The following is a 25,514-nucleotide window of genomic DNA, read 5'->3' as shown; positions in this document are numbered from 1 at the left end:
CGGGACATTCGTGCAACAGAATCTCTTCGCGCATGCTCCCCCGAATACTCGTTAGCGCTTGCCTGCTTGGCCATCCGGTTCGATACGACGGCTCGGCGAAAACCGTTGCGCATGCATTGATGGAGCAGTGGCAGCGCGAGGGGCGGCTCGTGCCCGTATGCCCGGAAGTTTCAGGCGGGTTCGGCGTGCCGAGGCCGCCTGCGGAGATCGCAAACGCCGCTTCGGGCGCCGCGGTGCTGGCGGGGATCGCACACGTGATCGACGTGCGCGGCGAGGACGTCTCCGCGTATTTCGTCGAAGGCGCCCGCGTCGCGCTCGAACTGGCGTTAGCCCACGACTGCCGCTATGCGTTGCTGACCGATGGCAGCCCTTCGTGCGGCAGCCGTGCCATTTACGACGGCAGCTTTGCGGGCCGCAAGCATGCGGGCGCAGGGGTGACGACTGCGTTGCTGCGCGAGCACGGCATCGAGGTCTTTGCCGAAACGGAAATCGAAGCGCTTCACGCGCGGCTCACGCAGGCCAGCGCGTAGCGCCGTAACTACGGCGATTACCGCGCAATCACGCTTCCTCGCCGCTGCCGGCTTCCCTCACGATCCATTGTTTGAACGCGCGCATGGCGGGCGTCGCCGTTTTCCCCTTTTGCGACGTGAGCCAGTAGCTGCCGGCCTGCACCTCGATATCGAAGGGCCGCACGAGCCTGCCCGCCGCGAGATCGCGCTCGAACATCGAAACCGGGGCGAGCGCGATGCCCGCGCCCTGCATTGCCGCTTCCACCATGAGCCGCGACGAATCGAATACGGGCCCGCGCACCGGACGCGGGGCGAGCCCGGCGGCTTCGAACCAGAGCGTCCAGTCGTCGGCGCGATACGAGCGCAGCAGTTTTTCGTTGGCGAGATCGGCAGGGCTTTGCAGACGCTGCGCGATATCGGGCGTGCAGAGCGCGGCGAGCGGCGCGTCGAACAGCTTCGCGGCGCGCGAACCGGGCCAGGTGCCGTCGCCGAACCGGATGGCGAAGTCGAGACCTTCTCCCGCGAGATCGACGAGATTGTTGTTCGTCATGATGCGCAGCTCGACGAACGGATGCGCGTCGTGAAACGACTTCAGGCGCGGCATCAACCAGCCCACCGCGAAGGTGCCCACGGCCCCCACGGTCAGCACCTCGTGAAAGTGGCCGCCCTCGAATTGCCGCAATACGGCTTCGATCCGGTCGAACGCATCGGTGAGCACGGGGCGCAGCGCGAGACCTTCGTCGGTGATCGCAAGGCCGCGCGGCAGGCGCTTGAAGAGGGTCGCACCAAGCCGCTCCTCGAGCGTGCGGACTTGCTGGCTCACGGCCGCCTGAGTGACGTTCAGCTCGCTCGCCGCGCGTGTGAAGCTCAGGTGCCGCGCCGACGTTTCGAAGGCGCGCAGGGCATTGAGGGGCAGATACGTTCGCATGATCGAGTCATAAGTTTTTCTGGGGCAACGCGCAATTTATCATCGTTTGTCACCCTGGCGAGAACGCGCGATAGTGGCGGCACTTCAGGGAGAGGCCATGATCACGCGACGTCGATTCACGATGACAGTGTTGGGCAGTGCGATAGCTGGCGTTGCATCTCACGCGTTCGGCGCCACGGCGGGACAAGCGCCGGAAGCGGGCGCGGCGCCCACTGGCGCAGTGGAAAAGCAGCTCGCCGCCATCGAGGCGCAGGCAGGCGGGCGGCTCGGCGTCGCGATGCTCGATACGGCGAACGGGCACGTGCGCGGATGGCGCATGCACGAGCGCTTTCCGATGTGCAGCACGTTCAAGGTGTTGCTCGCATCGGCCGTGCTCACGCGCAAGGATCACGGCAAGGAAGACCTCGCGCGCAAAATCGTGTATTCGCCTGCGCAAGTCGTGTCGTATTCGCCGGTGAGCGGACCGCGCGCGGGTAGTGAGGGCATGACGGTGGCCGAACTGTGCGAAGCCGCGCTCACGCGCAGCGACAACACGGCGGCTAACCTGTTGCTGGAAAGCATTGGCGGACCGGCCGCGATCACCGCCTTCGCACGCAGCATTGGCGACCCGGTCACGCGCCTCGATCGCAACGAGACCACGCTCAACGAAGCGATCCCCGGCGACCCGCGCGATACGACCATGCCTGCCGCCATGGTCGCGGACCTGCGCGAATTGCTGCTGGGCGAGCGTCTGTCTGCGGCATCGCGCGAGCAGCTCATTGCATGGCTCGTCGCCAACAAGACCGGCGACGCGCGTTTGCGCGCAGGCTTGCCGAAAGACTGGCGCGTGGGCGACAAGACCGGCACCGGCGACCGTGGCACGGCAAACGATGTGGCAATTGTCTGGCCCACGGAACGCGCCCCTATTCTCGTCACGACGTATCTCACCGGCGCAACGCATGCGAGTTCGGCTCAGCGCGATGCGGCGATCGCGCAGGTCGGAGTATGGGCGGCGAATCTCTGATGCAATTGATACGGCATCCTGATCGTATGAAAAGAGACCGATCGTTCGCTCAACGTTCGCTTCCTTACGCGTTGTTATATTTGCAACATTGACTTAATTTTTTGACGTCGATGTCGTCAATAGGGATGACCTCTCACTACGGCGTCCCCATGTCATTCCTTACCAGAATCAAGATCGGTCCGCGTCTCGGCGCGGGCTTTGCCATTGTGTTGCTCCTGCTCGGCGCGGTGGGCGGCATCGGGCTCCTTCAGGCCTCGCGCATATTCGACGGCACGGAAGAAATCGGCACGAATTGGCTGCCTAGCGTCGAGACGCTCGGGAACATGCGCAATCAGGCGCAGGACGTGCGCCGCACGTCGCTGCGCATGCTGATCACCAACGACGCCAGCGAGAAGGCCGCACTGCACGACCAGCACGCCCAGATGATCAGCCAATTCGGCACGATGTTCGACAGCTATTCCAAGCTGGTCTCTTCGGCTGAAGAGCGCCGCGTGGCCGATTCGATCGGCACCGCATGGTCGCAATATCTGGACGACGACAAGAAGATCGAGGCCTTGATCATGTCCGCCGATGGCGGAGCGCCCGATGCCCGCGCTGCGGTCGCGTCCGCATCGGCGAAGTCGTTCACGGGCGTGATGGATCTCATCAACCACGACGTGACCCTCAATCACAATGGCTCGACCGCCGAGGTCGCCGCGGCGAAGGCGGCGTACCGAAGCGCGGTCGCGTGGACGATCGCGCTGATCGTGATCGCCATCGGCTTTGGGGCCACGATTGCGCTCTTCATCACGCGTTCGATCACGGGCCCGATCGCTCGCGCCGTGGACGTGGCCGAAACGGTGGCGCGCGGCGATCTGACCGCACGCATCGAAGTGGTGGGCACCGACGAGGCGGCCCAGTTGCTCGGCGCGCTGCGTCACATGAACGAGCGGCTCGTCGACCTGGTGGGCCGCGTGCGCACGGGCAGCGAAGGCATTGCGACGGCTTCCGCGCAGATCGCGGCCGGCAACACCGACCTGAGCCAGCGCACCGAAGAGCAGGCCGCTTCGCTCGAAGAAACGGCGGCGAGCATGGAAGAGCTCACCGCGACCGTGAAGCAGAACGCCGATAACGCGACCCAGGGCAACACGCTGGCGGGCCAGGCTTCGCAGACGGCCACGCGCGGCGGCGAAGTGGTGGGGCGCGTGGTCGATACGATGCGCGATATCGCCAACAGCTCCGAGCAGGTCGCGCAGATCATCTCGGTGATCGAGGGTATCGCGTTCCAGACCAACATCCTGGCGCTCAACGCGGCCGTGGAAGCGGCGCGTGCCGGCGAACAGGGCCGCGGGTTCGCGGTGGTGGCCGGCGAAGTGCGCACACTCGCGCAGCGCAGCGCGACGGCAGCGCGCGAAATCAAGGAACTCATCAGCGTATCGGTCGAGCGCGTGAACAACGGCACGGCGCTCGTGGACGATGCGGGCCGCACGATGGGCGAGATCGTGCAATCGGTCAAGCGCGTTGCCGACCTGATGAACGAGATTTCGGCGGCTTCGGGCGAGCAGCGCACCGGCATCGAGCAGGTCAACCAGGCCGTCACGCAGATGGACGAGGTCACGCAGCAGAACGCGGCGCTCGTCGAGGAAGCGTCGGCGGCCGCGCAGTCGATGTCCTCGCAGGCAGCGGCGTTGCGCGAACTGGTGTCCGTGTTCAACATCGGCTCGGCGGGCCGTGCGGCCACGACGAGCATCGCGCCGGCGGCGAAGGCCGTTGCGAGCGCAACGGTCAGGCGTCCCGCAGCTTCCAGGCCTGCACCCGTGCGTGCCCCCGCTGCGTCCGCTCCGAAGGCCGACCGCCGCGAACCGGCAACGGCCACGTCCGATGACGACTGGCAGACCTTCTGATGTAGTGCGCTAAAAGCGCAGTTCAAACGCCCCGGTTAGCAGCACAACCGGGGCGTTTGCATTTTTGATGCGGCTAGCAGCGCATCAAAGCACGCCGAGCGTGGACTTCGGTTCCAGAAACGCTTCGATCCCGAAGGCGCCGTACTCGCGCCCCATCCCCGATTGCTTGAAGCCGCCGAACGGCGCAGCCGGCTCGTGGGCGAGCGTATTGACGAGCACGCGGCCCGCTTCGATCTGCGCGGCCACGCGGCGCGCACGCGCGACATCGGTCGAGAGCACGTAGGCTTGCAGGCCGTAGGGCGTGTCGTTGGCGATCTCGATGGCGTGCTCCATGTCGCGATACGCGATGATCGAAAGCACGGGCCCGAAAATCTCCTCGCGCGCGATGGTCATGTCGTTCGTCACGCCGCTGAACACAGTGGGACGCACGAACCAGCCCGACTCGATACCCTCGGGCCGCCCCGCGCCGCCCGCAATCAGGCGTGCGCCTTCGTCGATGCCGATGCCGATATAGCGCTGCACGCGTTCCCATTGCTTCTGGCTCACCATCGGGCCGACGCTCGTGCGCGTGTCGCGCGGATCGCCCGCGTGAATCTGCGCGACGGCTTCCACGACACGCGCTTCGAATTCGACGAGCCGCGACTGCGGCACGAGAATGCGCGTGCCCGCAATGCATGCTTGCCCGCTGTTGATGAAGCCGGCCTGCAGCGCGAGCGGCACGGCTACGTCGAAATTCGCGTCGTCGAGCACGACGACCGGCGACTTGCCGCCCAGTTCGAGCGTCACGCGCTTGAGCGTTTCCGCTGCCGTGCGCAGGATCGACTTGCCCACTGCGGTCGAACCCGTGAATGAAATCTTGGCGACGTCGGGATGCGCGGCGATACGCGCGCCCACGGTGTCGCCGCGGCCCGTGACGATGTTGAAGAGGCCCGCAGGCAAGCCTGCCGAATGCAGCGCCTCGGTCACGATGTGCGTCTGGATCGCGCTCATCTCGCTCGGCTTGATGACGGCCGTACAGCCCGCCGCGAGCGCGGCTGCGAGCTTGCCGCAGATGAAGCCCGCGTCGCTGTTCCACGGCGTGATCAGCCCCGCTACGCCAAGCGGCTGCATGGTGACCTCAGCCGTGCCTGCGCGCCGCGTGAATGTGTAGCTTTCCAGCGTCTGCGCGGCGTCGCGCAGCACGTTGGAGGCGTGCTGCGCCATCCAGCGGCCGCGCGAGACCGGTGCGCCGTACTCCTGCACGATCGCTTCGAAGAGCGCGTCCTCGCTCGCGACGACGGCCTCGTGCAGCGCCATCAGCATCTCGATGCGCTGCGCCTTCGGCGTGCACGAAAACGCCGGGAACGCGCGCTTGGCGGCGGCGATCGCCGCGTCAGCGTCCGCCGCATCGGCGAGGCGCACGCGGCCGATCACCGTCTCGGTCGCGGGGTTGAAGAGGTCGAAGTATTCTTCGCCGTGCGGCGTGACGAACGCGCCGTCGATATAGATTTTGTCGATGATCTGCATGGCTGTTCCAGAAAACGTGAGTCGATGAACGCAAGATAGACGCCTTGCATTGCGTTGACTAGCCGTACAATGTCGCATGACCTGTTGAGCGATTTGGGACAATGAAAACATCGGGCCTGGTGGAACTCGAAGCCGTGCTGGCCGTGGCGCGCCATCGCAGCTTCCGCGCGGCGGCAGACGAACTGAGCGTGTCGACTTCGGCGCTCAGCCACGCGGTGGCGGCGCTCGAAGCACGCATCGGCGTGCGGCTCTTCAACCGCACGACGCGCAGCGTGGCGTTGACGGAAGCAGGCGCGCAGTTCGTGGGCAGCGTCGCGCCCGCGTTGTCCACGATCCGCGAGGCGCTCGACCAGGCCGGGAGCTTTCGCGACACGCCCTCCGGCACATTGCGCATCAACGCTTCTGTAGGCGCGGCGAAGCAGGTTATGCCCGTTTTCATCGCTTATCTGCAGCGCTATCCCGAGATGAAGCTCGATCTCGTTACGGAAGGGCGGCTCATCGACATCGTGGTCGACGGCTACGACGCCGGCATTCGTCTCGCCGAAACGGTGCCGCAGGACATGATCGCCGTGCCCTTCGGCGACCGTCAGCGTTTCGCAGTGGTTGGCAGTCCGGAGTACTTTGCGAAGCACAAGCCGCCGCGTACGCCAGCCGATCTGAAGGCGCATCGCTGCATACGCAGTCGCATGCCGAGCGGGCAAATCTACCAGTGGGAGTTCGAGCGGCGCGGGCAAGCCGTGCGCGTGGACGTGGAGGGCACGTTGACGCTCGACGAGCCCGGTCTCATGCTCGCGGCCGCGCGCGATGGACTCGGCCTTGCATATTTGACCGAATGGAACGTGAATGCGGACCTGGCGGCGGGCACGCTGGTGCGCGTGCTGGAGGACTGGACGCCGCCGCTCGACGGGCTCTGCCTCTATTACACCGGGCGGCGGCACGCGCCGGCGGGGTTGCGCGCGCTGATCGAGACGATTCGCGAACACGCCGACGCCGTGCGTAAGCGTGCTGCCGCGCCCGCGAAAAAGGGCCGGCGCGGGGCTGCCACCAAGGGTTGATTGTGGCGCACGCGATCATCGCTGGTTCCGATCGCGACTATCGTGGATTCCCGTTTCCGTTGCGTACGATCCGAACGCAATACCGACCTCTCCACGATGGAGAGACGCATGGAAACGGACATCACGAATCGAACCGCGCGCACGAAGACCGCGAACGTCATCTTTCAAGGTTTCTCAATGCCGACACGGCAAAGGGACACCGCGGTGGGCTCGCTTGCGGTGGCTGGCGCAGGCGTAGCGTTCAGGCGAGCGATGCGAACCGCCCGGCTGCGCCGCCCCGGCGATACAGCACGAGAGTCGCGACGAGTCCGCACGCGGCGGCGAAACTGAGCCAGTATCCCGGCGCGGCCTTGTCGCCGGTAATCTCGATGAGATACGTCGATACGGCGGGCGTGAAACCACCAAAAACCGCGGTGGCGAGACTGAACGCGAGCGAGAAACCGGCCACGCGGACCTCGGCGGGCATGACTTCAGTGAGTGCTGCAACCATCGCGCCGTTGTACATGCCGAAGAAGAACGAGAGCCACAGCAGCACGACGAGCATGCGAGCAAAGCTCGGCGCCGATGACAGCCAGGAGAGCGCCGGATACGACGTGCAGATAGCGAGCGCGGTGATGGCGATAAGAATCGGCCTGCGGCCGATGCGATCCGAGAGCGCTCCACCAACGGGCAGCCAGAAGAAGTTCGAGAGGCCCACGCAAAGCGTGACGATCAGGCTGTCTGCGGTAGTGAGCTTCAGAACGGCTTTGCCGAAGGTCGGCGTGTAGACCGTGATGAGGTAGAACGTGGTAGTCGTCATGGCGACCAGCATCATGCCCGCGAGCACCGTCCGCCAGTTTTGCAGCATCGTGGCGAACACTTCGCGTGCGCGCGGATGGTGCGTGCGCGCCTTGAACTCGTCGGTTTCCTGCAGCGTGCGTCGCAACAGAAAGATAACCGGCACGATAGCGCAACCGACGAAGAAGGGAACGCGCCATCCCCATGCGCCGATTTCACTGGCCGTCATCAGATGGTTGAGCAGATAGCCGAGAGCGGCTGCGACCACGATTGCAACCTGCTGGCTCGCGGACTGCCAACTTGTATAGAAGCCCTTGTGCCCCGGCGTCGCCATTTCCGCCAGATAGACAGAGACGCCGCCCAGCTCGGCGCCAGCGGAAAAGCCTTGCAGCAGGCGCCCGAGCAGCACGAGAGCGGGTGCCAGAAATCCGATCGTCGCATATCCGGGGACGCACGCGATCAGGATCGTTCCGCTCGCCATGATCGACAGTGTGACGATCAACCCTTTGCGGCGCCCCACTTCATCGATGTATGCGCCCAATATGATCGCGCCCAGCGGGCGCATCAGGAAGCCCGCGCCGAACACGGCGAAGGTGAGCATCAGCGAGGCGAACTCGCTCGTGGACGGAAAGAAGATGCGCGAGATGTAAGTCGCATAGAAGCCGAAAAGAAAGAAGTCGAACTGCTCCAGAAAATTGCCGCTGGTCACGCGCAGCACTGCGCCAAACTTCGACGTTCGGCCATGCGCGCTATCCCCGGCGTTGAGCGATGAGGGATGCATGAGTTGTCTCCATGGATGTGTTATGTAAGTGCGGCCGCCCGTCGAAGGTATTGTCTCGAGGACCGCCGTTAGTCCGAGCCGGGTTGCAGGCGGCTGGCCTGTCGCTTTTCGATCGATGACTTGAGAAGCGCCGCACAGCGATAGATTCCGTGGGCGAATTTGCCGTAAGGCAGCGTGGCGAAGAGTGCCATCACGACGCCGAGGTGGAGGGCCAGGAGCCACGCCATCGCGGCGGTGTCGCGCCACGCGAGGAGCGCGAGACCCGAAACGCTGGTCAAGAGCAGCAGCGCGATGAATCCACGGTCCATCGGGCGCTGCTTCGGATCGCCCCGGCTCGGGTCGCGGCGCAGATTGAGCCAGAGCAGGCCCGCCGGCCCGACGAGCAAACCGGCACCACCCGCTGTGCCGAGCATCACGGGCAGACTCAGGACCGGGTAAGGCGCGTGCAGATTGAGCGCATAGTGATAGAAGGTGGCCACCGCCGTAGCCGCGAAGCACAGCATGAATCCATAGAAGGTCAAATGATGGAAACGCCGGCGTGCGAGCGTGAAGGCATCATTCGACTCGTTGCAGCCGTCGCCATGGCCTCCGTCGAGATACGTCAGGGTAAGCGTGTGCTTCGCGGCCTCGGCGATGGCCGGCGCGCTGGCCGGTCCCGCAGACATGTCACGCCAGAATCTCGACACGCCGACGCCGAGCGCGAGGATCGCGAAGCCGAAGACCGAACCGAACATCGCCGCGAGCAGGTTATGCGGGAAAATCGCATAGAAATTGCCGCCCAGATTGCCTGCGAACAGCGAACCCCTGAACCCGATGCCAAGCATCAGAAAGAGGGCGAGTCCGATCGCGAGCGCAAGCGCGACGGTCAATCCGTTGCGCTTGTAGAGTGCGCCCATCGGTGCGGGCCACGCATACTCCGCATAGGTTTCGACGCGGACTTCGGCCATCGCCTTCGGCACGTTCACGGCGAACTCATGTGGCGGCGCATACTGGCATGCGTGATAGCACGCGCCGCAGTTGTGGCACAGGTTGGCGAGATAATTGACGTCCGCCTTGGCGAATTCGAGGCGCCGTGTCATCGCGGGGAAGACCGCGCAGAATCCTTCGCAGTAACGGCACGCATTGCAGATCTGCATCTGCCGTGCGACTTCCGCTTCATTTTGCGTGAGCGGGAGCACGCGGATGATCGGCGCCGCGGGCTCGCTCGTGGCCGTGTCGCCGGTGATGACGGAAGGCGAGGCGAGTTCCCGCGCCTCGCGGGCAAGCGCTTCAAGCTTTTGCACGTTGAACTCCAGTGTAATGAGCAGCAGCCATCGCAGCCTGTGTGCCGGCAATGCGTCCGAACGCGGTGCCGATCGACATGCCGACGCCCGCGGTATAACCCTTGCCGAGCACGTTGCCGGCCATCATTTCTCCTGCAACGAAAAGGTTGTCGCTGGGGCGTCCGCCGAAATGCACCTGCGCATGGTCATTCACCTTGAGTCCCAGGTACGTGAACGTGATGCCCGGCCGCAATGCATAGCCGAAGAAGGGAGGGGTATCAATGGGCCGCGCCCAGTGGGTTTTCGCTGGCGTGAGGCCTTCGGTGCGGCAGTCATCGAGTGCCGTGTGATCGAAGGTACCGTCGCGGCACGCGGCGTTGTAGGCGCGAATCGTCTCGACGAAGGCCGCTTCGGGCAAATGCAGTTGACGCGCCAGTTCGTTCAGCGAAGCGGCTTTCGCGCCCGGGAACACCGGAGGCATGAACCGCCCGACGGCCTTCGCGTCGATGATCGAATAGCCGATCTGGCCCGGCTGCTGCGCGACGAGCCGTCCCCAGATCGCATAGCGCTTCGGCCAGAAGTCTTCGCCCTCGTCGTAAAAACGCTGCGCGTCGCGATTGACGACTACGCCGAGCGACACGCAGTCGATACGCGTGCAGATGCCGCCATCATAGAGCGGCGCGCGGGCGTCGATGGCGACGCAGTGCGACTGCGACGGATCGCCAATCGCATCCGCCCCTGCTTCGATCATGTGCTTGAGCAGCAGGCCCTGATTGAAGCGCGTGCCGCGAATGAGAAAGTTGTCGGCGGGCCATTCGCCGCGTTCGTTTTGTCCCCACGCTTCTCGCAGCCACTCGCGATTCGATTCGAATCCGCCGGCCGCGAGCACGCAGGCGCGCGCCTCGAAACGTTGCACGCCGCTGCGCGCCGCGACGAAGCGGCCTGCGTCGAGTTCGATTGCGTCGACAGGCGTGTCGTAGCGGATCTGGACCCCGATCGCTTCGGCGCTGCGGTAGTAGGCGTTCACGAGCGCTTTGCCGCCGCCCATGAAGAACGCATTGGTCCGCGCGACGTGCAGGGCCCCGGAAAGCGGCGGCTGAAAGCGCACGCCGTGCTTGCGCATCCACGGACGGCATGTCGACGATGCCCGGATCACGAGCCGCGCGAGCGCCTCATTCGTGATGCCGCCGGTCACCTTGAGCAAGTCTTGCCAATATTCCTCTTCCGGATAAGCATCGACCAGCACGTCTTGCGGCGCATCGTGCATGCAGCGCAGATTGCGAGTGTGCTGGGAATTTCCGCCGCGCCATTCGCGCGGTGCCGATTCGAGAAGCAGGACGGAGGCGCCGGCTTCTCGCGCCATCAAAGCGGCACACAGCGCGGCATTGCCTCCGCCGATTACAAGAACGTCCACCATCTGGGTTGTCTCCTTTGAGACAACTATAAGTAGCTCCGTCCGGCGCGGCCATCAGGGAGACAGCAAGGGGTCTTCAGGATTCGTGAAGGGCGGGTTGGCGCAGCGTTGCGCCGGGCCAGCGGCCTGCCAGGACGGTATCGCGCGCGACATCGGCGAGTACGACGCGCGCGGCAAGCCCCGCGGGAGAAAGTTCGTCGTCCGAGACGCTCGCAATCAGGTTCGGTCTTGTCGCGTATGCCTCGACGAGCGGCACGCTCGCCAGTGAAGCGTTTTCTGCGCGTGCGAGCGCCGCTCCGGGCTGAATCGTCGCGCCGAGTCCACCGCGCACGGCGTCCATGAGCATGGCGAGGCCGTCGACTTCGGCGGCGATGCGCGGGGTGTAGCCAGCGCGCTTGAATGCGGCGTCGAGCAGTGCGCGAAGGCCGTGTGTGCCGCTCGGCAGGATCAGCGGCAGGGGGCCCAGTTTCGCAATCGACGTGCGCGATCTTGCGGGCATGCCTTGCAGCGTCGACGCGCCTATTACGAACAGCCGTTCATCGAGCAAGGGCATGACGCTCCAGCGCTGCGCGGGCTCTTCACGAAACAGAATCGCGAGATCGATTTGCCGGGCGCCGAGCATCGCGCCGAGATAACCGGAGAGGCTTTCGACCATGCGCAGCCGCACGTCGGGATACCGCTCGCGCATTGCCTGCATGAACGCGAGACCGAGCACGCCTGTCGTGCTCGGCGCGAGGCCCACGCTGACATGGCCCGAGAGGCGAGCCTGGCGCGCGGCCAGTGCGGCATCGTCGACGTGGCGCAGCGCGAGTTGCGCCTGGCGCCAGAAGGCGAGTCCCGCGTCGGTGGGAACGACGCCGCTCGAAGTTCGCTGTAGCAGGCGCGTCGAGAGTTCGCTTTCCAGCCTGCTGATCTGCTGGCTGAGCGCCGACGTGACGATGCCTAGCTCGAGCGCGGCCTTGCCCATGCTGCCGTGTTCGACGACGCTGACAAAATATCGCAACTGCCGAAGTTCCATCGAAAGTCTCAGAGTATGCGGTCCCGGAGAACCGGTTCGCGCGCATCCAGTTAGTTTCCGCTGCTCGATGCCCATAAGCGCGGCTAACGTAACAGGTTCGCCACTTGCCATTTCATCATGAATCGGGCCCGGCGTCGCGATCGAGTGGGGTTGCCGGCTGATCGAGGCAGAGATCGGGCACGCCGGGAGGAAGCCTCGTTGATGATCAGACGCGCGCTCGCTTATCGTCGGATTTCATGCAGGAATGCGAATAGAGTCGCGTGCGGAAAGCGTATTATTTCGGCTGTCTGCTCACGGTGAATCGTCTGCCATCAGATGGCGGATTACGAGCGCCGGGTCAGCAATCTCCAGAATCAGCCGGCGAAGGATGCGCCTGCGCATATGCTCTTCGTCCAGGATCCAGGGTTTCCCCTTCTCGCTCAGATAGCGCGCGAGGGCGTCGCGATGGTCCTCGCCGTCAGGCAGATTGAGCCGCACGGCGAGTAGCCCCGCCACGACATCATCGATCTCGACGTCGAGCGGTCTTGAGTCAATATGAAGTTCGAGTTTCATGGCGGTTATGGTGCAAAAAAAGCGGCACCGCTCCCGCGAAGACAGGAAGAACGATGCCGAAGAAATGCACCGGCCGGGCTTGATGACCGGTGCAGAGCGGAACCGATGCGGTCAGTACTCCAGTTCCGGCGCGCTCGCCTGCGCCGGCTTGTCGTCCTTCGGCGCTTCGGCCACCGTTGCATCCGTCGTCAGGATGAGCCCTGCAATCGATGCCGCATTCTGCAGAGCCGTGCGCGTGACCTTGGTGGGATCGACTACGCCCGCCTCGACAAGATCGCCGTATTCGCCGGTGGCCGCGTCGTAGCCGAAATTGCCCTTGCCTTCGAGCACCTTCGCGATGACCACCGAAGGCTCATCGCCCGCATTCGAGGCGATTACGCGCATGGGCGCTTCGAGTGCGCGCAGCACGATCTGGATGCCAGCGTCCTGATCACTGTTGACGCCTTTCAGGCTCGTCACGGCCGAACGCGCACGCACGAGCGCGACGCCACCACCCGGCACGATGCCTTCCTCGACCGCCGCACGCGTGGCGTGCAGCGCGTCGTCGACGCGGTCCTTCTTCTCCTTCATCTCGACTTCGGTGGCCGCGCCGACCTTGATCACGGCCACGCCGCCAGCGAGCTTCGCGACGCGCTCCTGTAGCTTTTCGCGGTCGTAATCGCTCGTCGCTTCCTCGATCTGCCTGCGGATCGAGTGCACGCGCGCCTCGATGCGCTTTTCGTCACCGGCGCCATCGATGATGATGGTGTCGTCCTTGCGGACCTCGACGCGTTTTGCTGATCCGAGATCTTCGAGCGTGGCCTTCTGCAGCTGCTTGCCGGTTTCTTCCGAGATGACGGTCGCACCCGTGAGGATGGCGATGTCCTCGAGCATCGCCTTGCGACGATCGCCGAAGCCGGGCGCCTTGACGGCGGCGACCTTCAGGATGCCGCGCATCGCGTTGACCACAAGCGTGGCCAGTGCTTCACCGTCAATGTCCTCCGCGACGATCAGCAGGGGCTTGCCTGCCTTGGACGTCGCTTCGAGAACCGGGAGCAGGTCCCGGATATTCGAGATCTTCTTGTCGTGCAGCAGGATCAGCGCGTCATCGAGATATGCGGCCTGCCTGTCGGGATCGTTGATGAAGTAGGGGCTCACGTAGCCGCGGTCGAACTGCATGCCTTCGACCACGTCGAGTTCGTTCTCGAGTGACTTGCCGTCCTCGACCGTGATTACGCCTTCCTTGCCGACTCTCTCCATCGCGTCAGCAATGATTTTCCCGATTGCCTCGTCAGAGTTGGCCGAGATGGAACCGACCTGAGCGATTTCGCGGTTCGTCGAAATCGGCCTGGACAGCTTGCGCAGTTCGTCGAGCACGGCGGCGACAGCCTTGTCGATGCCGCGCTTCAGATCCATCGGGTTCATGCCCGCGGCGACGTGCTTCATACCTTCCTGCACGATCGCCTGGGCAAGCACCGTGGCTGTGGTGGTGCCGTCCCCCGCCACGTCGGCGGTTTTCGATGCAACCTGTTTCACCACCTGCGCACCCATGTTCTCGAAGCGGTCCTTCAGCTCGATTTCTTTCGCGACCGACACGCCATCCTTCGTGATGGTCGGCGCGCCGAAGCTGCGCTCGATCAGCACGTTGCGGCCTTTGGGTCCGAGCGTGACCTTCACGGCATCGGCGAGCACGTTCACGCCCTTGACGATGCGGGCGCGGGCACTGTCATGGAATTTGACGTCTTTGGCACTCATGTTCTTGCTCCGGGTAAAGTCGTTGACTCGACACGTCGCGAACGACCGGGCGGGTGTCCGCGACCGGTCGAAAGTTCAGGCGGCCTTGCGGGCAGCACCCGCGTCGGCCTCGAGGACGCCCATGACGTCCTCCTCGCGCATGACGAGCAGTTCCTCGCCATCGACCTTGACGGTCTGGCCTGCGTACTTTCCAAAGAGAACCTGCTCACCGACCTTCAGCTGGAGCGCGCGCAGCGTTCCATCCTGCAGCAGCCGGCCGCTGCCGACGGCGACGACTTCGCCCTGTTCTGGTTTTTCTGCCGCTGAATCGGGAATCACGATGCCCGAGGCCGTCGTCCGCTGCGTTTCGATTCGCTTGACGATAACCCGGTCGTAGAGGGGACGAATCTGCATTTCCATCTCCTGAGCGATTAAAGGATCACCAATAAGGGAATCCGGCTGCGTGAACGAGGCGCGTGGGAGGCCTCCGTGCAGCCGTGCCAGTGTCTGGCGGAAAGCGAAATAGAGGCGCCGCATTCGAGGTTCAAGAGGGAGCGCGAATCGCAAATGTAACTAAATATTTCAACGCGGCAAGAGGATACGGCCGACGGTCCCAAGGCGGTAGACCGTACGTCCGAGCGCGCGCTTGTGCGCGCTGCGCGGCTGCGGGTGCACGGGGCAGGGCGGCTGCCGGCCGCCGTCCGCATCCAGGGTGTCGTCGGCTTCATCAAGCGCCCGCCACACGCCACTCTTCACCGGTCGGAAGAGCCAGCGCACGTAGCCGCGTCGCGCGGCCAGTCGCATCAGGCCATCGCGATCACTCGCACCGTCAATGAGTGCCCCGTCGGGCGGGATGTCGCTTCCGTAGTCGCCAAACGCCTGGCGACAGGCGAGCGCTTCGGCACCGCCGGCGCCGATCGTATTGCACCCGCGCCGCACTATGCGCTCGACCTCCCACGCACCGAACTGCCAGGCCGCGTCGAGCAGCATGGCGTCGACAGCTTCCACGCTCTGCCAGGGCGCATCAATCTGGATGGCGGTGCCGGGGACTGGCCGCGCCGGTATCTCCACACCGGGCAGCACGAGCGGCGTCGCGCGCCGGAAACCGTGCCAGTGAAGTATCGCGACGAGCGGCGTATTGACCTGCGCAGCGGCGCTGACGGTGACCGCGAAGAGCGGCAGGCGCACGCTTTCGGCCTGTTCCCGAAGTCTGTCGAAAAGGTCCATGAAGCCTCCCGTGGCTTGTTGCAAGGGCCACTTGAAATTTCCGTTCCATGGGCTATTTTATGCATCGTTCCGGCAGCCGCGCCAAGCGTTGCTGTCATGCAGCCAGACTCCCGTGCGGGATCACTGGCGCTTGCGGCTACACAGTCCGGTTGCCCTTCCAGAACATTGGGGGAGGATACGATGAGCCCTGATCCGAGAAGGTGGAATCCCTTCAAGTTCCTTCGAGCAGCGTCCCGCAAGTCCGATGCGCAAGGCCGGGAAAGCACGTCGGCGAGCGAAAACGAACGTGCCTCGATGCCCGACATCGCGCGGCTGTTTTCACGCGAACCATGGCGCGCAATGGAGGAATTTTTTCTTGACCCGTTCGCGGGCCGTGGTGCGCTCGACCGGTGGTTTGGCGACTTCAGTTCGTCGCGTTTCCAGCCGCGTATCGACGTTGTCGACGAAGGACCGGTGCTGCGTGTGACTGCCGAGCTGCCCGGAATGGAGCGCGAAGACGTGAAAGTGAGCGTCGAGGACGGCGCGATCGTGCTCCGAGGTGAGAAGAAGCAGGACGTACACAGTGAGGAGAACGGCTGCTACCGGCTGGAGCGTGCCCACGGACGCTTCGTGCGCACGATTCCGATGCCCGAATATGCCGATCCCGGCCGCGCTCTGGCGAAGTTCGACAATGGCCTTCTCACGTTGACGATTCCGAAAATGGAACCAGCGCCGTCCGCGCACCGGACGATCGATATCGGTTAGGGCAAGCACACGAAAGCGCTGTGACGGCGACGGTAGAAGTCGACCGGGTCGTTAGCTCAGCTGGTAGAGCAGCGGACTTTTAATCCGTTGGTCACTGGTTCGAATCCAGTACGGCCCACCATTCGCTGTTCCATAGAACTCCAGCGTATTCCGATGGAGTAGCCATAGCCCTTACTGGGTGGGCGTCTCAGGCCGTCGGCTGTTCCGCTGTTTGCTGGCTTGGCCCGTTGACTTCCCCTGCTTGGTGGGGGTAGTTTTGGGGGTATTCTGCCGTCTTCGACAGGGGATACCCCCAATGCGTCTCTCTGATACAGCAATCCGTAGCGCCCGGCCAGGCGCCAAGCCCGTCAAGCTCTCTGATGGTGACGGACTCTATCTTCTCCTGATGCCGACCGGTTCCCGTCTGTGGCGGTTGAAGTACCGCTTTGCTGGCAAGGAAAAGCTGCTCGCGCTCGGCACCTACCCAACGGTGACATTGAAGGACGCGCGCGACAGGCGCGAAGAGGCGCGAAAGAAACTCGCGGCGGGATACGATCCGGGCGAAGCGAGGAAGGCGCAGAAGAGGGCGGAAAAAGACCTGGCGACGAACAGCTTTGAAGTCGTGGCGCGCGAGTGGTTCCAGTTGACGAAAGGGAAGTGGGAAGCGGTATACGCGAAGTTGATCATGCATCGACTGGAGCGGGACATGTTTCCCTCCCTCGCCAAACGCCCGATCAATGAGATTACCGCAATCGAACTACTGACTGCATTGAGGCGAATCGAGAAACGCGGCGCCGTCGACACGGCACATCGATCATTGCAGAAGTGCGGACAGATTTTCCGGTATGCAGTTGTGACCGGACGGGCAGACCGTGACCCTACGACGGACCTTCGCGAGGCGCTCAAGCCGGCGCGCAAGCAACACTATGCCTCGATAAAGGACCCCAAGGAAGTCGGTGCGCTTGTACGCGCGATCCGCGACTACCAGGGAGGTTTCGAAACGAAATGCGCGCTTCTTGTTGGCATGCTGACGTTTGTTCGCCCCGGCGAGCTTCGCAAGGCTGAATGGACCGAATTCGACCTTGTTCAGGCTGAATGGCGCATTCCAGCCGCACGCATGAAAATGAAGGAGCAACATATTGTGCCGCTTTCGCTGCAGGCCGTTGCCGTCCTTGAAAAGCTTCATGCCGTCAATGGCCATGGACGCTACCTTTTTCCCAGCGTTCGGACCAGCGAGCGGCCGATGAGCGAAAACACGGTGAATGCCGCCCTGCGCCGTCTCGGATACACCCGTGAGGAAATGACTGGCCACGGATTTCGCAGTACTGCTTCTACGCTGCTCAACGAACTCGGTTGGCCGGGGGACGCAATCGAGCGGCAGTTATCACACGGTGAACGCGACGAGGTCCGGAGCGCTTACAACTTTGCTGAATACCTGCCCGTACGTCGGAAAATGATGCAGGCGTGGGCCGATCATCTCGATGAATTGGAACGTGGCGCAAGAGTCCTGACAATGCAATTACCGAAGGCGTGTTGAAGTGCCGGGCCGCGGCAGGAACCGCTAGGACTCATTGCCCTGCGTTCGTCGGGAGCTGGAATCATCGCTCGCTATTCAAAGATGCGGGGGGCATTCTACCTTGCGACCCACAAAAGTCCTACATCTTCGCGAATCGTCCGAACCCGGTGGCCCAGGAAGTCTTGAGCCATTGCGGATCGAGATGATCGTTTCGGACGAGGACGACCCCAAGAGAGCACACCCGGATTTCTTTTAAGATTTGGTGACCTGACTTTGAATGACACTGCGTGAGCGGAAGGCCTGGGCACGATCATCAGCGTCGAGACGCATGGCGGGTATGTTCTATTGGTGCAAGTTTAAATAGGTATCCACAGGGTTTTGATAGGAAGACTTATCGTTATAGTCGTGTCCAAGGTCGGTTGTCGCCGAAAACTCGAGCGTGATCGACGACAAGGAAACGCTCTACGCCTCGCAAAACGCTGTCGCAGCGAGCAAAATGCGGGAGCGCCGGGTCATCTACTGTTCTGGTGACAGTTCTGAACAACATCCTCCACTGTATGACGCACCCCTTCGAACTCTTTGCTCTCGCGCTGCGCCCCCGACTTGGTCCCGTGACCTGTCGCGTCACTGGTGGGTTCATGTTGGTCGCGGTATGAGTCGGTCCCACCGGGCTTGAGCGGGCGCGACTGCTGGCACTGTGCATTGCGCTGCGGGGGCACGCCCCGGATCCAGGCCCGATGGGTGTGCGATTGCATTAACTGGTGCTCGTTTCGGAGGATGTGTGCAGTCAGTTCGTGGCCCTTATGCGACATCTCGCGTGTCCACGGTGTCGCCGCCCAGCGCGCGAAGGTCTCGCTGCCGCCCCGCGGGTTATGCGCCGGCAGGGATCGTTTTCCTGAGTGGTGGATCAATCGTTAGGTGGTCCGCTTAGTTCTCGGAATCCGCCGCGCTGCTTCGGGGCCTGGGGGCTAGCTATCAATCGAGCAAAACCGAAGCGCGCTAAGATTGTCTGGACCATATTCGACGGTCGGGGGGATCATGGCCACGTTCAAGGAATTGAAAGCACAAATGGCCGCGCTGGAGGAGCAAGCGGCGGCGGCCCGAGCGGCAGAATTTGAGGAAGTGCTCGCGGACATCAGGGCGAAGGTAGCCGATTATGGGTTTACCGAGCGGGATATCTTTGGACGCCGACGGGGAGGTCGCGAGACTGCCGCACGTGGCGTTGTACCCGCCAAATATCGTGATCCGAAGACGGGGGTGACCTGGTCGGGCAGGGGCCGTGCGCCCAACTGGATCAAGGACGTGAAGAACCGCAACAGGTACCTTATTCGTGAGTGATGTCGGGCGAAAAAAGCGCGCTCGGGGCGGGCAGCAAGTTTGGAGACCGAGGGGCGCTCGGCCACTCAAAACTAACTGTAGCGCGCGCCGTTACACCGCGCACCTACCCTTTCGAGGAGCGTGCGGATTTCCCGCATGAGCGAGTGTTCGAACTTTGGCGGATGACAAGGCAATCTAGCGCAACGCCTTCACGGCCTATCTGAATCCCAAGGGAGGTGAGCCGATGTGGGCTACCGACCGTGCATCGAACCGGTGCGTCGCGCTCGACGCAACCGTCCTTCAATCCGGGGAATTCGCTATTAGGGAAAACACAGAAGACGTTTCCCAACAACCCCTATGCGATTCATGCGAGGACTACGACAGGTCGCAACCCGGGATGTCCATGTGCGCTGCGTCCGGGGCTGCGAGCTGTCGGTCATGTCTGAACGAGCTCGCGAACCAGCTTGACGACCGCGCGGATAACGTCCAATGAGCAACGCTAGAAAATTTATTCCACTTCTTACCTTCTGAGCGATTCTTGGTTCCGTATCGCGGTTGTGTTTCCTATGCTGGCAGGCTCGATGAGTCTGATGTGTCCTGCACGCGCGCGCTCGCCGCCGCGAGGACCCCGCGGGACTCGCCTGCGCCGTGTGCTGCTTGATCGCCAGATAAGTGCCGTTAGCTGGCCGCGGGAGTCCGGCGAACGCAGTTGCTTTTGGAGGTGGATTTCATCATGCCCGAGGAATATCGCTTCGATGTCTTTGGCCGGGCTATTGCCGTCGCACGCAAAGCTGAGGTGTGGACGGTCTTTGATATTGGCGAGGAAGGCAAACGTCGCCGAGCCGACATCCAGATCCCAGCCTTCATCGCTGCGGATGAATTGCTGCAATATCTCGACGACATCTTTCACGAAAGCGCGACCCCAGCGCGACCGTGTGTAAGGGTGCTTCCTGACGGGAGACGGGATCTGCCGCCCTCCGCGGAGTGAAGTAGTCGCCGCCATAACGTCCATTCGCCCACGCGCCACGGAGCATTACGCATGGTCAATCCGATTCGCAGCGAAATCGATCTCGAGGCGCAAGGCCTTCATGTTGGCTATCTGCGACTGCCGCATTCTGTTCATCGCTCGGCGTACGGCTGGATTCCGATACCAATCGGTTCCGTGCGCAACGGCGAAGGGCCCTTCGTGCTGCTCATGGCCGGCAATCACGGGGACGAGTACGAGGGACAGGTGCTCGTTTCGCAATTGCTGCGCGAAATCGACCCACAATGGGTACATGGACAACTCATTTTCCTGCCGATGGCCAACTTTCCAGCAGCCGAGGCTGGAACACGCACGTCGCCGCTAGACGGCGGCAACCTGAACCGCACGTTCCCGGGCAATCCACTAGGTACGCCGACCGAGATGATCGCCGACTACATCGAGAACACCTTGCTCGCGCGTGCGCAATATCTCGTGGATCTGCATTCAGGCGGTAGTTCGTTGCGCTATCACGGTGCGAATATGCTCGCGATCGAGCCGCGCGACGAAGAAGAAGGCCGGCAGTTGGGGGCACTCCTTGGCGCATTTGGCTTGCCGCGCGCCTTTCTTCACGCGCCCAATCCGCTCCATTCGGCGACGGCTGCACGCCGCCAGGGTGCCGTGTCGATCGTCACCGAGCTTGGTGGTGCCGGCGTCGTTCAGCGGGGCCTCCTGCACGAAGCGCGGCAAGGGCTGCTGCACCTGCTTGGCGCGATTGGCGTGCTGGCCGGGCCGCTCGTGCCGCCGCAACCGCCAGGCCAAACGCGGTTTTATCGCGTGGCTGCGCAGCACTATGTCTACGCGTATGAACGCGGCGTGTACGAGCCGCTCGTGGACCTCGGCGAACACGTGCACGCGGGGCAGCCTGCGGCGCGTATTCACTTTCCCGAAACGCCTCTGCGCGAGCCGCTGACGGTGGCGTTTGCGGCCTCGGGCGAGGTGGTGTGTCAACGGGCGGTTGCCTCGGTGCAGCGCGGCGATTGCCTCTTTCATCTGGCCGAGCCCGACGAGCCGTGAAGCGGAGAAGCGAGACGCACGGGTCTGTGCTGGACGAACGAAAATGCCTCACAGACGCGATTCATCTGGATAACGATATTCGAATTGCTTGGTTATATGGCGCATGCGGTGGGGGTAATCTGGCAGCCGGATCTGCCGTCCCACGGGAACGCCGCAACGATGACCTACCGCATTATCGATACCTCGCCGCTCGAAGCCGTTGCAAAGCCGCTGATCGACGGCCTGCAATGGGAATATGCAACACGCTACCGCGATCACCGCGCCGACAGCGAGGCTTCGGCCGCGCAGGAGCTGGCGCGTTATCCGGCCGCGCTGTTCGCGCCGCCCGAGGGTGCCTTCATCGTGCTCGTGCGCGACGGCGAGACCGTTGGCGGCGGGGCCTTCAAGCGCTACGACGCTCAGACAGCGGAGTTCAAGCGTGTCTGGACACGCGCCGACCAGCGCCGCCAGGGTCTTGCACGCCGCATCGTCGAAGAACTCGAGGCGCGCGCGTTGAGCCAGGGGTATCGCCGTGTTTATCTCACCACCGGCTTCAAGCAGCCGGAAGCCTGGGGCTTATACATTGATTCAGGCTACGTCCCCTTGTTCGATCGCTCGATTGCGCCAGAAGTCCACGTGCGTCTGCCCTTCGCCAAGGACCTGCGGAAGCCGTTTTCCACGGATGCGCTCGACGACCTGCGCCCGCGTGAACCGCTAGGCGAGCATCGTTGATTGCGCGGCGGGCGGCGGCCACGCTTCGTTCGACGCCGCGTGCGCTGACTGCTTCATGCCACTCTGATGACCGGACACGAATATGACCCAGCGTAATCTCACTTTCGGCATCATGCTGCATGGCCCCGGCGGCCACATGAACGCATGGAAGCACCCAAGTAATCCGGTGGATGCCAGTGTCAACCTCGACTTCATTACCGGAATTGCCCAGAAGGCCGAGGCCAACGGCCTGGCGTTCGCCTTCGTGGCAGATGGCCTCTACATCAACGAAAAGTCGATCCCCCATTTTCTGAACCGCTTCGAGCCGATCTCCATGCTTTCGGCGCTGGCGACTGCGACATCGAAGATCGGGCTCGCAGGCACGATCTCGACTTCATACAGCCATCCGTTCACGGTGGCGCGGCAACTCGCCTCGCTCGACCTCATCAGCGGCGGCCGCGCGGGCTGGAATGTGGTGACGTCCCCGCTGGAGGGCTCGGCGAAGAACTATGGCGGCGAGCACCCCAATCACGCGCTGCGCTACGAGATTGCCGACGAATACCTAGACGTCGTGCAGGGGCTCTGGGATAGTTGGGACGACGACGCATTCGTGCGCGAGCGCGAAACCGGGCGCTTTTTCGATCGCGAGAAACTTCACACGCTCGACCACAAGGGCCGCTTCTTCGAAGTGGCCGGGCCGCTCAACATTCAGCGCTCGCCGCAGGGCCAGCCCGTGATTTTTCAGGCCGGCTCGTCGGACGCCGGCATCGATCTCGCCGGCAAATACGCCGACGCCGTGTTCACACATTCGCCCTCGCTCGAAGAGACACGCGAGTTCGCCGGGCGCGTGCGCCGCAGCGCCGTGGCCCACGGGCGCGCCCCGAGCGATGTGAAGATCTTTCCCGGTATCGGCCCAATCGTCGCCACGACGCACGACGAAGCCGAAGAGAAGTACCGCCTGATCCGCGACTTGCTGAGCGTCGACGAGGCGCTCGCCTACCTTGGCCGCTACTTCGATCATCACGACTTCACGCAATATCCGCTCGATGCGTCGTTTCCGGAGCTTGGCGACCTCGGCAAGAACAGCTTTCGCTCGACCACGGACCGCATCAAGGCCGACGCGCGCCGCAACGGCTCGACGCTGCGCGAAGTCGCGCTGGCCGTCGCCACGCCAAAGACGCATTTCCTCGGCACAGGCGAGCAGGTTGCCGACGAACTGATCCGATGGCTGGACGCCGGCGCCGCCGATGGCTTCATCCTCGGTTTTCCGGTGCAGGCGGAGGGCCTCGACGACTTTGTCAGACACGTGATTCCGGTGCTCGAAGCACGTGGCCGATACAGCCGGCGCCTGAGCGGGGAGACGCTGCGAGACCACCTTGGCTTGCCGCGACGGATTGGCCGTTACGCGCTCGCCTCGACGCGCTGACTCAACGGCGCGGCTGGCTCGATTCATGGATGGCAGCCGCGCGCGGACGAACACGACAACCCTTGGACATTTTCCCTTTCAAAAGCGGAGCGTAAGTACACCATGAGTCGAGACTTGCTGCTGTTGCTGCAACCTGGCTTTACCGACCCTGCCCATCCCGGCGAGCGTTTCATCTGTCCGCACGGCGCGCCAATAGAAGGATTGCTTGCGAGCGACCCCGAGCGCGTCGCGCGCATCGACGTAAAGCGGCTGCCGTTCGCGCGCCCGCGTGCGGTGGTGATCGAGGTGCTCGACGAGGCACATCAGGGGCTGCCCGTGCTCGTGCTCGGCGATGAGCATGCGGTTCCCGAAGACGTGCAAACGGTGAACGGCCGTCACTTCGTGACCGACACGAACCGGATTCTCGCGCTGCTTGCCGAACGGCACGGCTTTCCCAAGGTGCATTGAGCGGCGTTCGAACAACACAACATCATGCCACTTCGTCTTTTTGCCGCCATCCCCTCGCGCACGCGGCGCCACGCGCTGGCTCTCGCCATATCGCTTTGCAACGCCGCGGCGCTGCTCCTTTTGCCTCATGCGGCGCAAGCCACGCCCAAAGGGACACTGGTTTTCTGCAGTGAAGGCAGCCCGGCGGGATTCGACCCGGGGCAGCACACCACCAGCACCGATTTCGATGCGAGCACGAATACGGTCTACAACGAGCTGGTGCAGTTCCGCAACGGCACACTCGATCTCGAGCCCGCGCTCGCAATAAGCTGGGAGAGTTCAGCGGATCAACGCACCTACACGTTTCATTTGCGCCACGGTGTGAAATTTCAGACGACCTCGTGGTTTCATCCCACGCGGGACTTCAACGCGGATGATGTGATTTTCACCTTCACGCGCATGCTCGATCCGCAGCTGCCGTTTCGCAAGGCGTATCCGACGAGTTTTCCCTATTTCAGCGATCTCGGGTTCGACAAGAATATCGCGCGCATCGAAAAAGTCGATGATTACACAGTGCGCTTCGACCTCAAGACGCCCGACGTGATCTTCGTGCGCAACCTTGCCATGAGCTTCGCGTCGATCCTCTCAGCCGAGTACGCCACCCAGCTGAGTGGGCAGCACCGCGAGGCCGATATCAACCAGTTGCCCGTGGGGACCGGTCCGTTCGCGTTCCGTTCGTACCAGAAGGACGCACTGATCCGCTACGACGCCAATCCCGACTATTGGCGAACGCAGGACGTCAAGCTCGCACACCTCGTGTTCGCCATCACGCCCGATCCGGCGACCCGCATCCAGAAGCTCACGAGCGGCGAGTGCCAGGTATCGGTGTTTCCGCGTCCGGCTGATCTGGAGGTCGTCAAGCGCAATCCGACGCTCAAGGTCGTTTCCGGCGTCGGCTTCAACGTGGGCTTTGTGGCGTACAACACGCAGCATCCGCCACTGGATCGCGTGGAAGTGCGCAGGGCGCTCGACATGGCGATCGACAAGCCCGCCATTATTCAGGCCGTGTTCGCAGGCAATGCGAAGATTGCGACGAACCCGATGCCGCCTGCCCAATGGTCCTACAACAATACGCTCAAGGACGCGCCGTATGATCCTGCGAAGGCACGCGCACTGCTTGCGCAGGCAGGGCTGGCGAATGGCTTCGAGATTACCCTTTGGGCCATGCCGGTGCAGCGCCCCTATAACCCGAACGCACAACTGATGGCGCAGCTCATCCAGCAGGACTGGGAGAAGATCGGCGTTCATGCGCGGATCGTGAGCTATGAGTGGGGCGAGTACAACCGCCGCGCCAAGCAGGACGGCGAACACGACGCGTTGCTCTACGGCTGGTCGGGTGACAACGGCGACCCGGACAATTGGCTAGGCGCGCTGCTCGGCTGCGATGCGGTGCATGGCAGCAACGTCTCGAAGTGGTGCGACCCGTCGTTCAACTCGCTCATCGAGAAGGCGCGTGCGGATGCGAATGTGAGCGAGCGTGCGGCGCTTTATGAGCGCGCCCAGGTGGTCTTCAAGGAGCAGGTGCCATTTACGCCGATCGCGCACTCGATCGTCTCGCTGCCAGCTTCGAAGCGCGTTGACGGGCTCGTGTTCTCGCCGTTGGGCAGCCACCGTTTCGACGGCGTGTCGTTGCAATAGGCACTAGCGAGGGTGGCGAGCCGGCCGCGTGTCTTCGGTGGCCGCAGACGAA

The 25,514-nt window shown here is 63.3% G+C and carries 23 protein-coding genes and 1 tRNA gene; 14 read left to right on the top strand and 10 right to left on the bottom strand.

Annotation, left to right across the window (positions count from 1 at the left end; all coding sequences use genetic code 11):
* Positions 1-32: 32 nt before the first annotated feature.
* Positions 33-530 (top strand): DUF523 domain-containing protein, encoded by a 498-nt coding sequence (locus AB4Y36_RS14280; RefSeq protein ID WP_342949335.1) that lies wholly within the window; start codon positions 33-35, stop codon positions 528-530.
* A gap of 28 nt (positions 531-558) precedes the next feature.
* On the opposite strand, the gene AB4Y36_RS14275 is transcribed toward AB4Y36_RS14280, so the two are convergent.
* Positions 559-1,437 (bottom strand): LysR family transcriptional regulator, encoded by an 879-nt coding sequence (locus AB4Y36_RS14275; RefSeq protein ID WP_069263031.1) that lies wholly within the window; start codon positions 1,435-1,437, stop codon positions 559-561.
* Between the two features lie 97 nt (positions 1,438-1,534).
* Between AB4Y36_RS14275 and bla the strand changes: the two genes are divergently transcribed.
* The gene (gene bla, locus AB4Y36_RS14270; protein ID WP_368683315.1) at positions 1,535-2,440 is read left to right on the top strand and encodes a class A beta-lactamase; all 906 of its coding nucleotides are present in this window, start codon (positions 1,535-1,537) and stop codon (positions 2,438-2,440) included.
* 149 nt (positions 2,441-2,589) lie between these two features.
* Positions 2,590-4,323, top strand: coding sequence for a methyl-accepting chemotaxis protein (locus AB4Y36_RS14265; protein ID WP_368683314.1), 1,734 nt, complete (start codon positions 2,590-2,592; stop codon positions 4,321-4,323).
* Between the two features lie 84 nt (positions 4,324-4,407).
* Here the strand turns inward: AB4Y36_RS14265 and AB4Y36_RS14260 are convergent, their stop codons facing one another.
* Positions 4,408-5,829, bottom strand: coding sequence for an aldehyde dehydrogenase family protein (locus AB4Y36_RS14260; RefSeq protein ID WP_368683313.1), 1,422 nt, complete (start codon positions 5,827-5,829; stop codon positions 4,408-4,410).
* 101 nt (positions 5,830-5,930) lie between these two features.
* On the opposite strand from AB4Y36_RS14260, the gene AB4Y36_RS14255 reads away from it, so the two are divergent.
* Positions 5,931-6,884: a LysR family transcriptional regulator gene (locus tag AB4Y36_RS14255; protein ID WP_368683312.1), complete on the top strand. Its 954-nt coding sequence runs from the start codon at positions 5,931-5,933 to the stop codon at positions 6,882-6,884.
* 241 nt (positions 6,885-7,125) lie between these two features.
* Here the strand turns inward: AB4Y36_RS14255 and AB4Y36_RS14250 are convergent, their stop codons facing one another.
* The 8 genes from AB4Y36_RS14250 to AB4Y36_RS14215 form a co-directional block, all read right to left on the bottom strand.
* Positions 7,126-8,442, bottom strand: a complete 1,317-nt coding sequence (locus AB4Y36_RS14250) for an MFS transporter (RefSeq protein WP_368602795.1) — start codon at positions 8,440-8,442, stop codon at positions 7,126-7,128.
* Between the two features lie 68 nt (positions 8,443-8,510).
* Positions 8,511-9,725, bottom strand: a complete 1,215-nt coding sequence (gene tcuB / locus AB4Y36_RS14245; protein WP_368683311.1) for a tricarballylate utilization 4Fe-4S protein TcuB — start codon at positions 9,723-9,725, stop codon at positions 8,511-8,513.
* Positions 9,712-11,121 carry an FAD-dependent tricarballylate dehydrogenase TcuA gene (gene tcuA / locus AB4Y36_RS14240; protein WP_368683310.1) on the bottom strand — a complete coding sequence of 470 codons (1,410 nt, stop codon included), beginning with the start codon at positions 11,119-11,121 and terminating at the stop codon, positions 9,712-9,714. The genes tcuB and tcuA overlap by 14 nt, the downstream gene beginning before the upstream one ends.
* 73 nt (positions 11,122-11,194) lie before the next feature.
* The gene (locus AB4Y36_RS14235) at positions 11,195-12,136 is read right to left on the bottom strand and encodes a LysR family transcriptional regulator (protein WP_069263039.1); all 942 of its coding nucleotides are present in this window, start codon (positions 12,134-12,136) and stop codon (positions 11,195-11,197) included.
* Between the two features lie 291 nt (positions 12,137-12,427).
* Positions 12,428-12,688, bottom strand: a complete 261-nt coding sequence (locus AB4Y36_RS14230) for a hypothetical protein (protein ID WP_069263040.1) — start codon at positions 12,686-12,688, stop codon at positions 12,428-12,430.
* A gap of 111 nt (positions 12,689-12,799) precedes the next feature.
* Positions 12,800-14,422 carry a chaperonin GroEL gene (gene groL, locus AB4Y36_RS14225; protein WP_368683309.1) on the bottom strand — a complete coding sequence of 541 codons (1,623 nt, stop codon included), beginning with the start codon at positions 14,420-14,422 and terminating at the stop codon, positions 12,800-12,802.
* 75 nt (positions 14,423-14,497) lie between these two features.
* Positions 14,498-14,815, bottom strand: coding sequence for a co-chaperone GroES (locus AB4Y36_RS14220; protein WP_368683308.1), 318 nt, complete (start codon positions 14,813-14,815; stop codon positions 14,498-14,500).
* Positions 14,816-14,983: 168 nt separating this feature from the next.
* Positions 14,984-15,628, bottom strand: a complete 645-nt coding sequence (locus tag AB4Y36_RS14215) for a diguanylate cyclase (protein ID WP_368683307.1) — start codon at positions 15,626-15,628, stop codon at positions 14,984-14,986.
* Between the two features lie 180 nt (positions 15,629-15,808).
* On the opposite strand from AB4Y36_RS14215, the gene AB4Y36_RS14210 reads away from it, so the two are divergent.
* From AB4Y36_RS14210 to AB4Y36_RS14165, 10 genes are all read left to right on the top strand, one after another.
* Complete coding sequence (locus AB4Y36_RS14210; protein ID WP_069263043.1) at positions 15,809-16,372, top strand: Hsp20/alpha crystallin family protein; 564 nt, start codon at positions 15,809-15,811, stop codon at positions 16,370-16,372.
* A gap of 45 nt (positions 16,373-16,417) precedes the next feature.
* Positions 16,418-16,493: transfer RNA gene (locus AB4Y36_RS14205), tRNA-Lys, on the top strand.
* 174 nt (positions 16,494-16,667) lie between these two features.
* Complete coding sequence (locus AB4Y36_RS14200) at positions 16,668-17,888, top strand: tyrosine-type recombinase/integrase (protein WP_368683306.1); 1,221 nt, start codon at positions 16,668-16,670, stop codon at positions 17,886-17,888.
* 1,017 nt (positions 17,889-18,905) lie between these two features.
* Entirely contained in the window at positions 18,906-19,205 is a 300-nt protein-coding gene (locus tag AB4Y36_RS14195) for an H-NS histone family protein (protein WP_368683305.1), read from the top strand.
* A 712-nt stretch (positions 19,206-19,917) separates the two neighbouring features.
* Complete coding sequence (locus tag AB4Y36_RS14190; RefSeq protein ID WP_069261832.1) at positions 19,918-20,172, top strand: hypothetical protein; 255 nt, start codon at positions 19,918-19,920, stop codon at positions 20,170-20,172.
* 51 nt (positions 20,173-20,223) lie between these two features.
* A complete protein-coding gene (locus AB4Y36_RS14185) occupies positions 20,224-21,222 on the top strand; it encodes a succinylglutamate desuccinylase/aspartoacylase family protein (RefSeq protein ID WP_368683304.1) in 999 nt (332 codons plus the stop codon).
* Positions 21,223-21,381: 159 nt separating this feature from the next.
* Positions 21,382-21,933, top strand: a complete 552-nt coding sequence (locus tag AB4Y36_RS14180) for a GNAT family N-acetyltransferase (protein WP_133190555.1) — start codon at positions 21,382-21,384, stop codon at positions 21,931-21,933.
* An 82-nt stretch (positions 21,934-22,015) separates the two neighbouring features.
* Positions 22,016-23,338: an LLM class flavin-dependent oxidoreductase gene (locus tag AB4Y36_RS14175; protein WP_368683303.1), complete on the top strand. Its 1,323-nt coding sequence runs from the start codon at positions 22,016-22,018 to the stop codon at positions 23,336-23,338.
* Between the two features lie 102 nt (positions 23,339-23,440).
* Complete coding sequence (locus tag AB4Y36_RS14170) at positions 23,441-23,785, top strand: DUF3088 domain-containing protein (RefSeq protein WP_342924195.1); 345 nt, start codon at positions 23,441-23,443, stop codon at positions 23,783-23,785.
* 24 nt (positions 23,786-23,809) lie between these two features.
* Positions 23,810-25,462, top strand: coding sequence for an ABC transporter substrate-binding protein (locus AB4Y36_RS14165; RefSeq protein WP_368619265.1), 1,653 nt, complete (start codon positions 23,810-23,812; stop codon positions 25,460-25,462).
* The last annotated feature ends 52 nt before the right edge of the window (positions 25,463-25,514 follow it).

Source organism: Paraburkholderia sp. BR10936 (assembly GCF_040965735.1).
Lineage (GTDB): Bacteria > Pseudomonadota > Gammaproteobacteria > Burkholderiales > Burkholderiaceae > Paraburkholderia > Paraburkholderia nodosa_A.
This window is presented reverse-complemented; position numbering and strand designations above follow the sequence as displayed.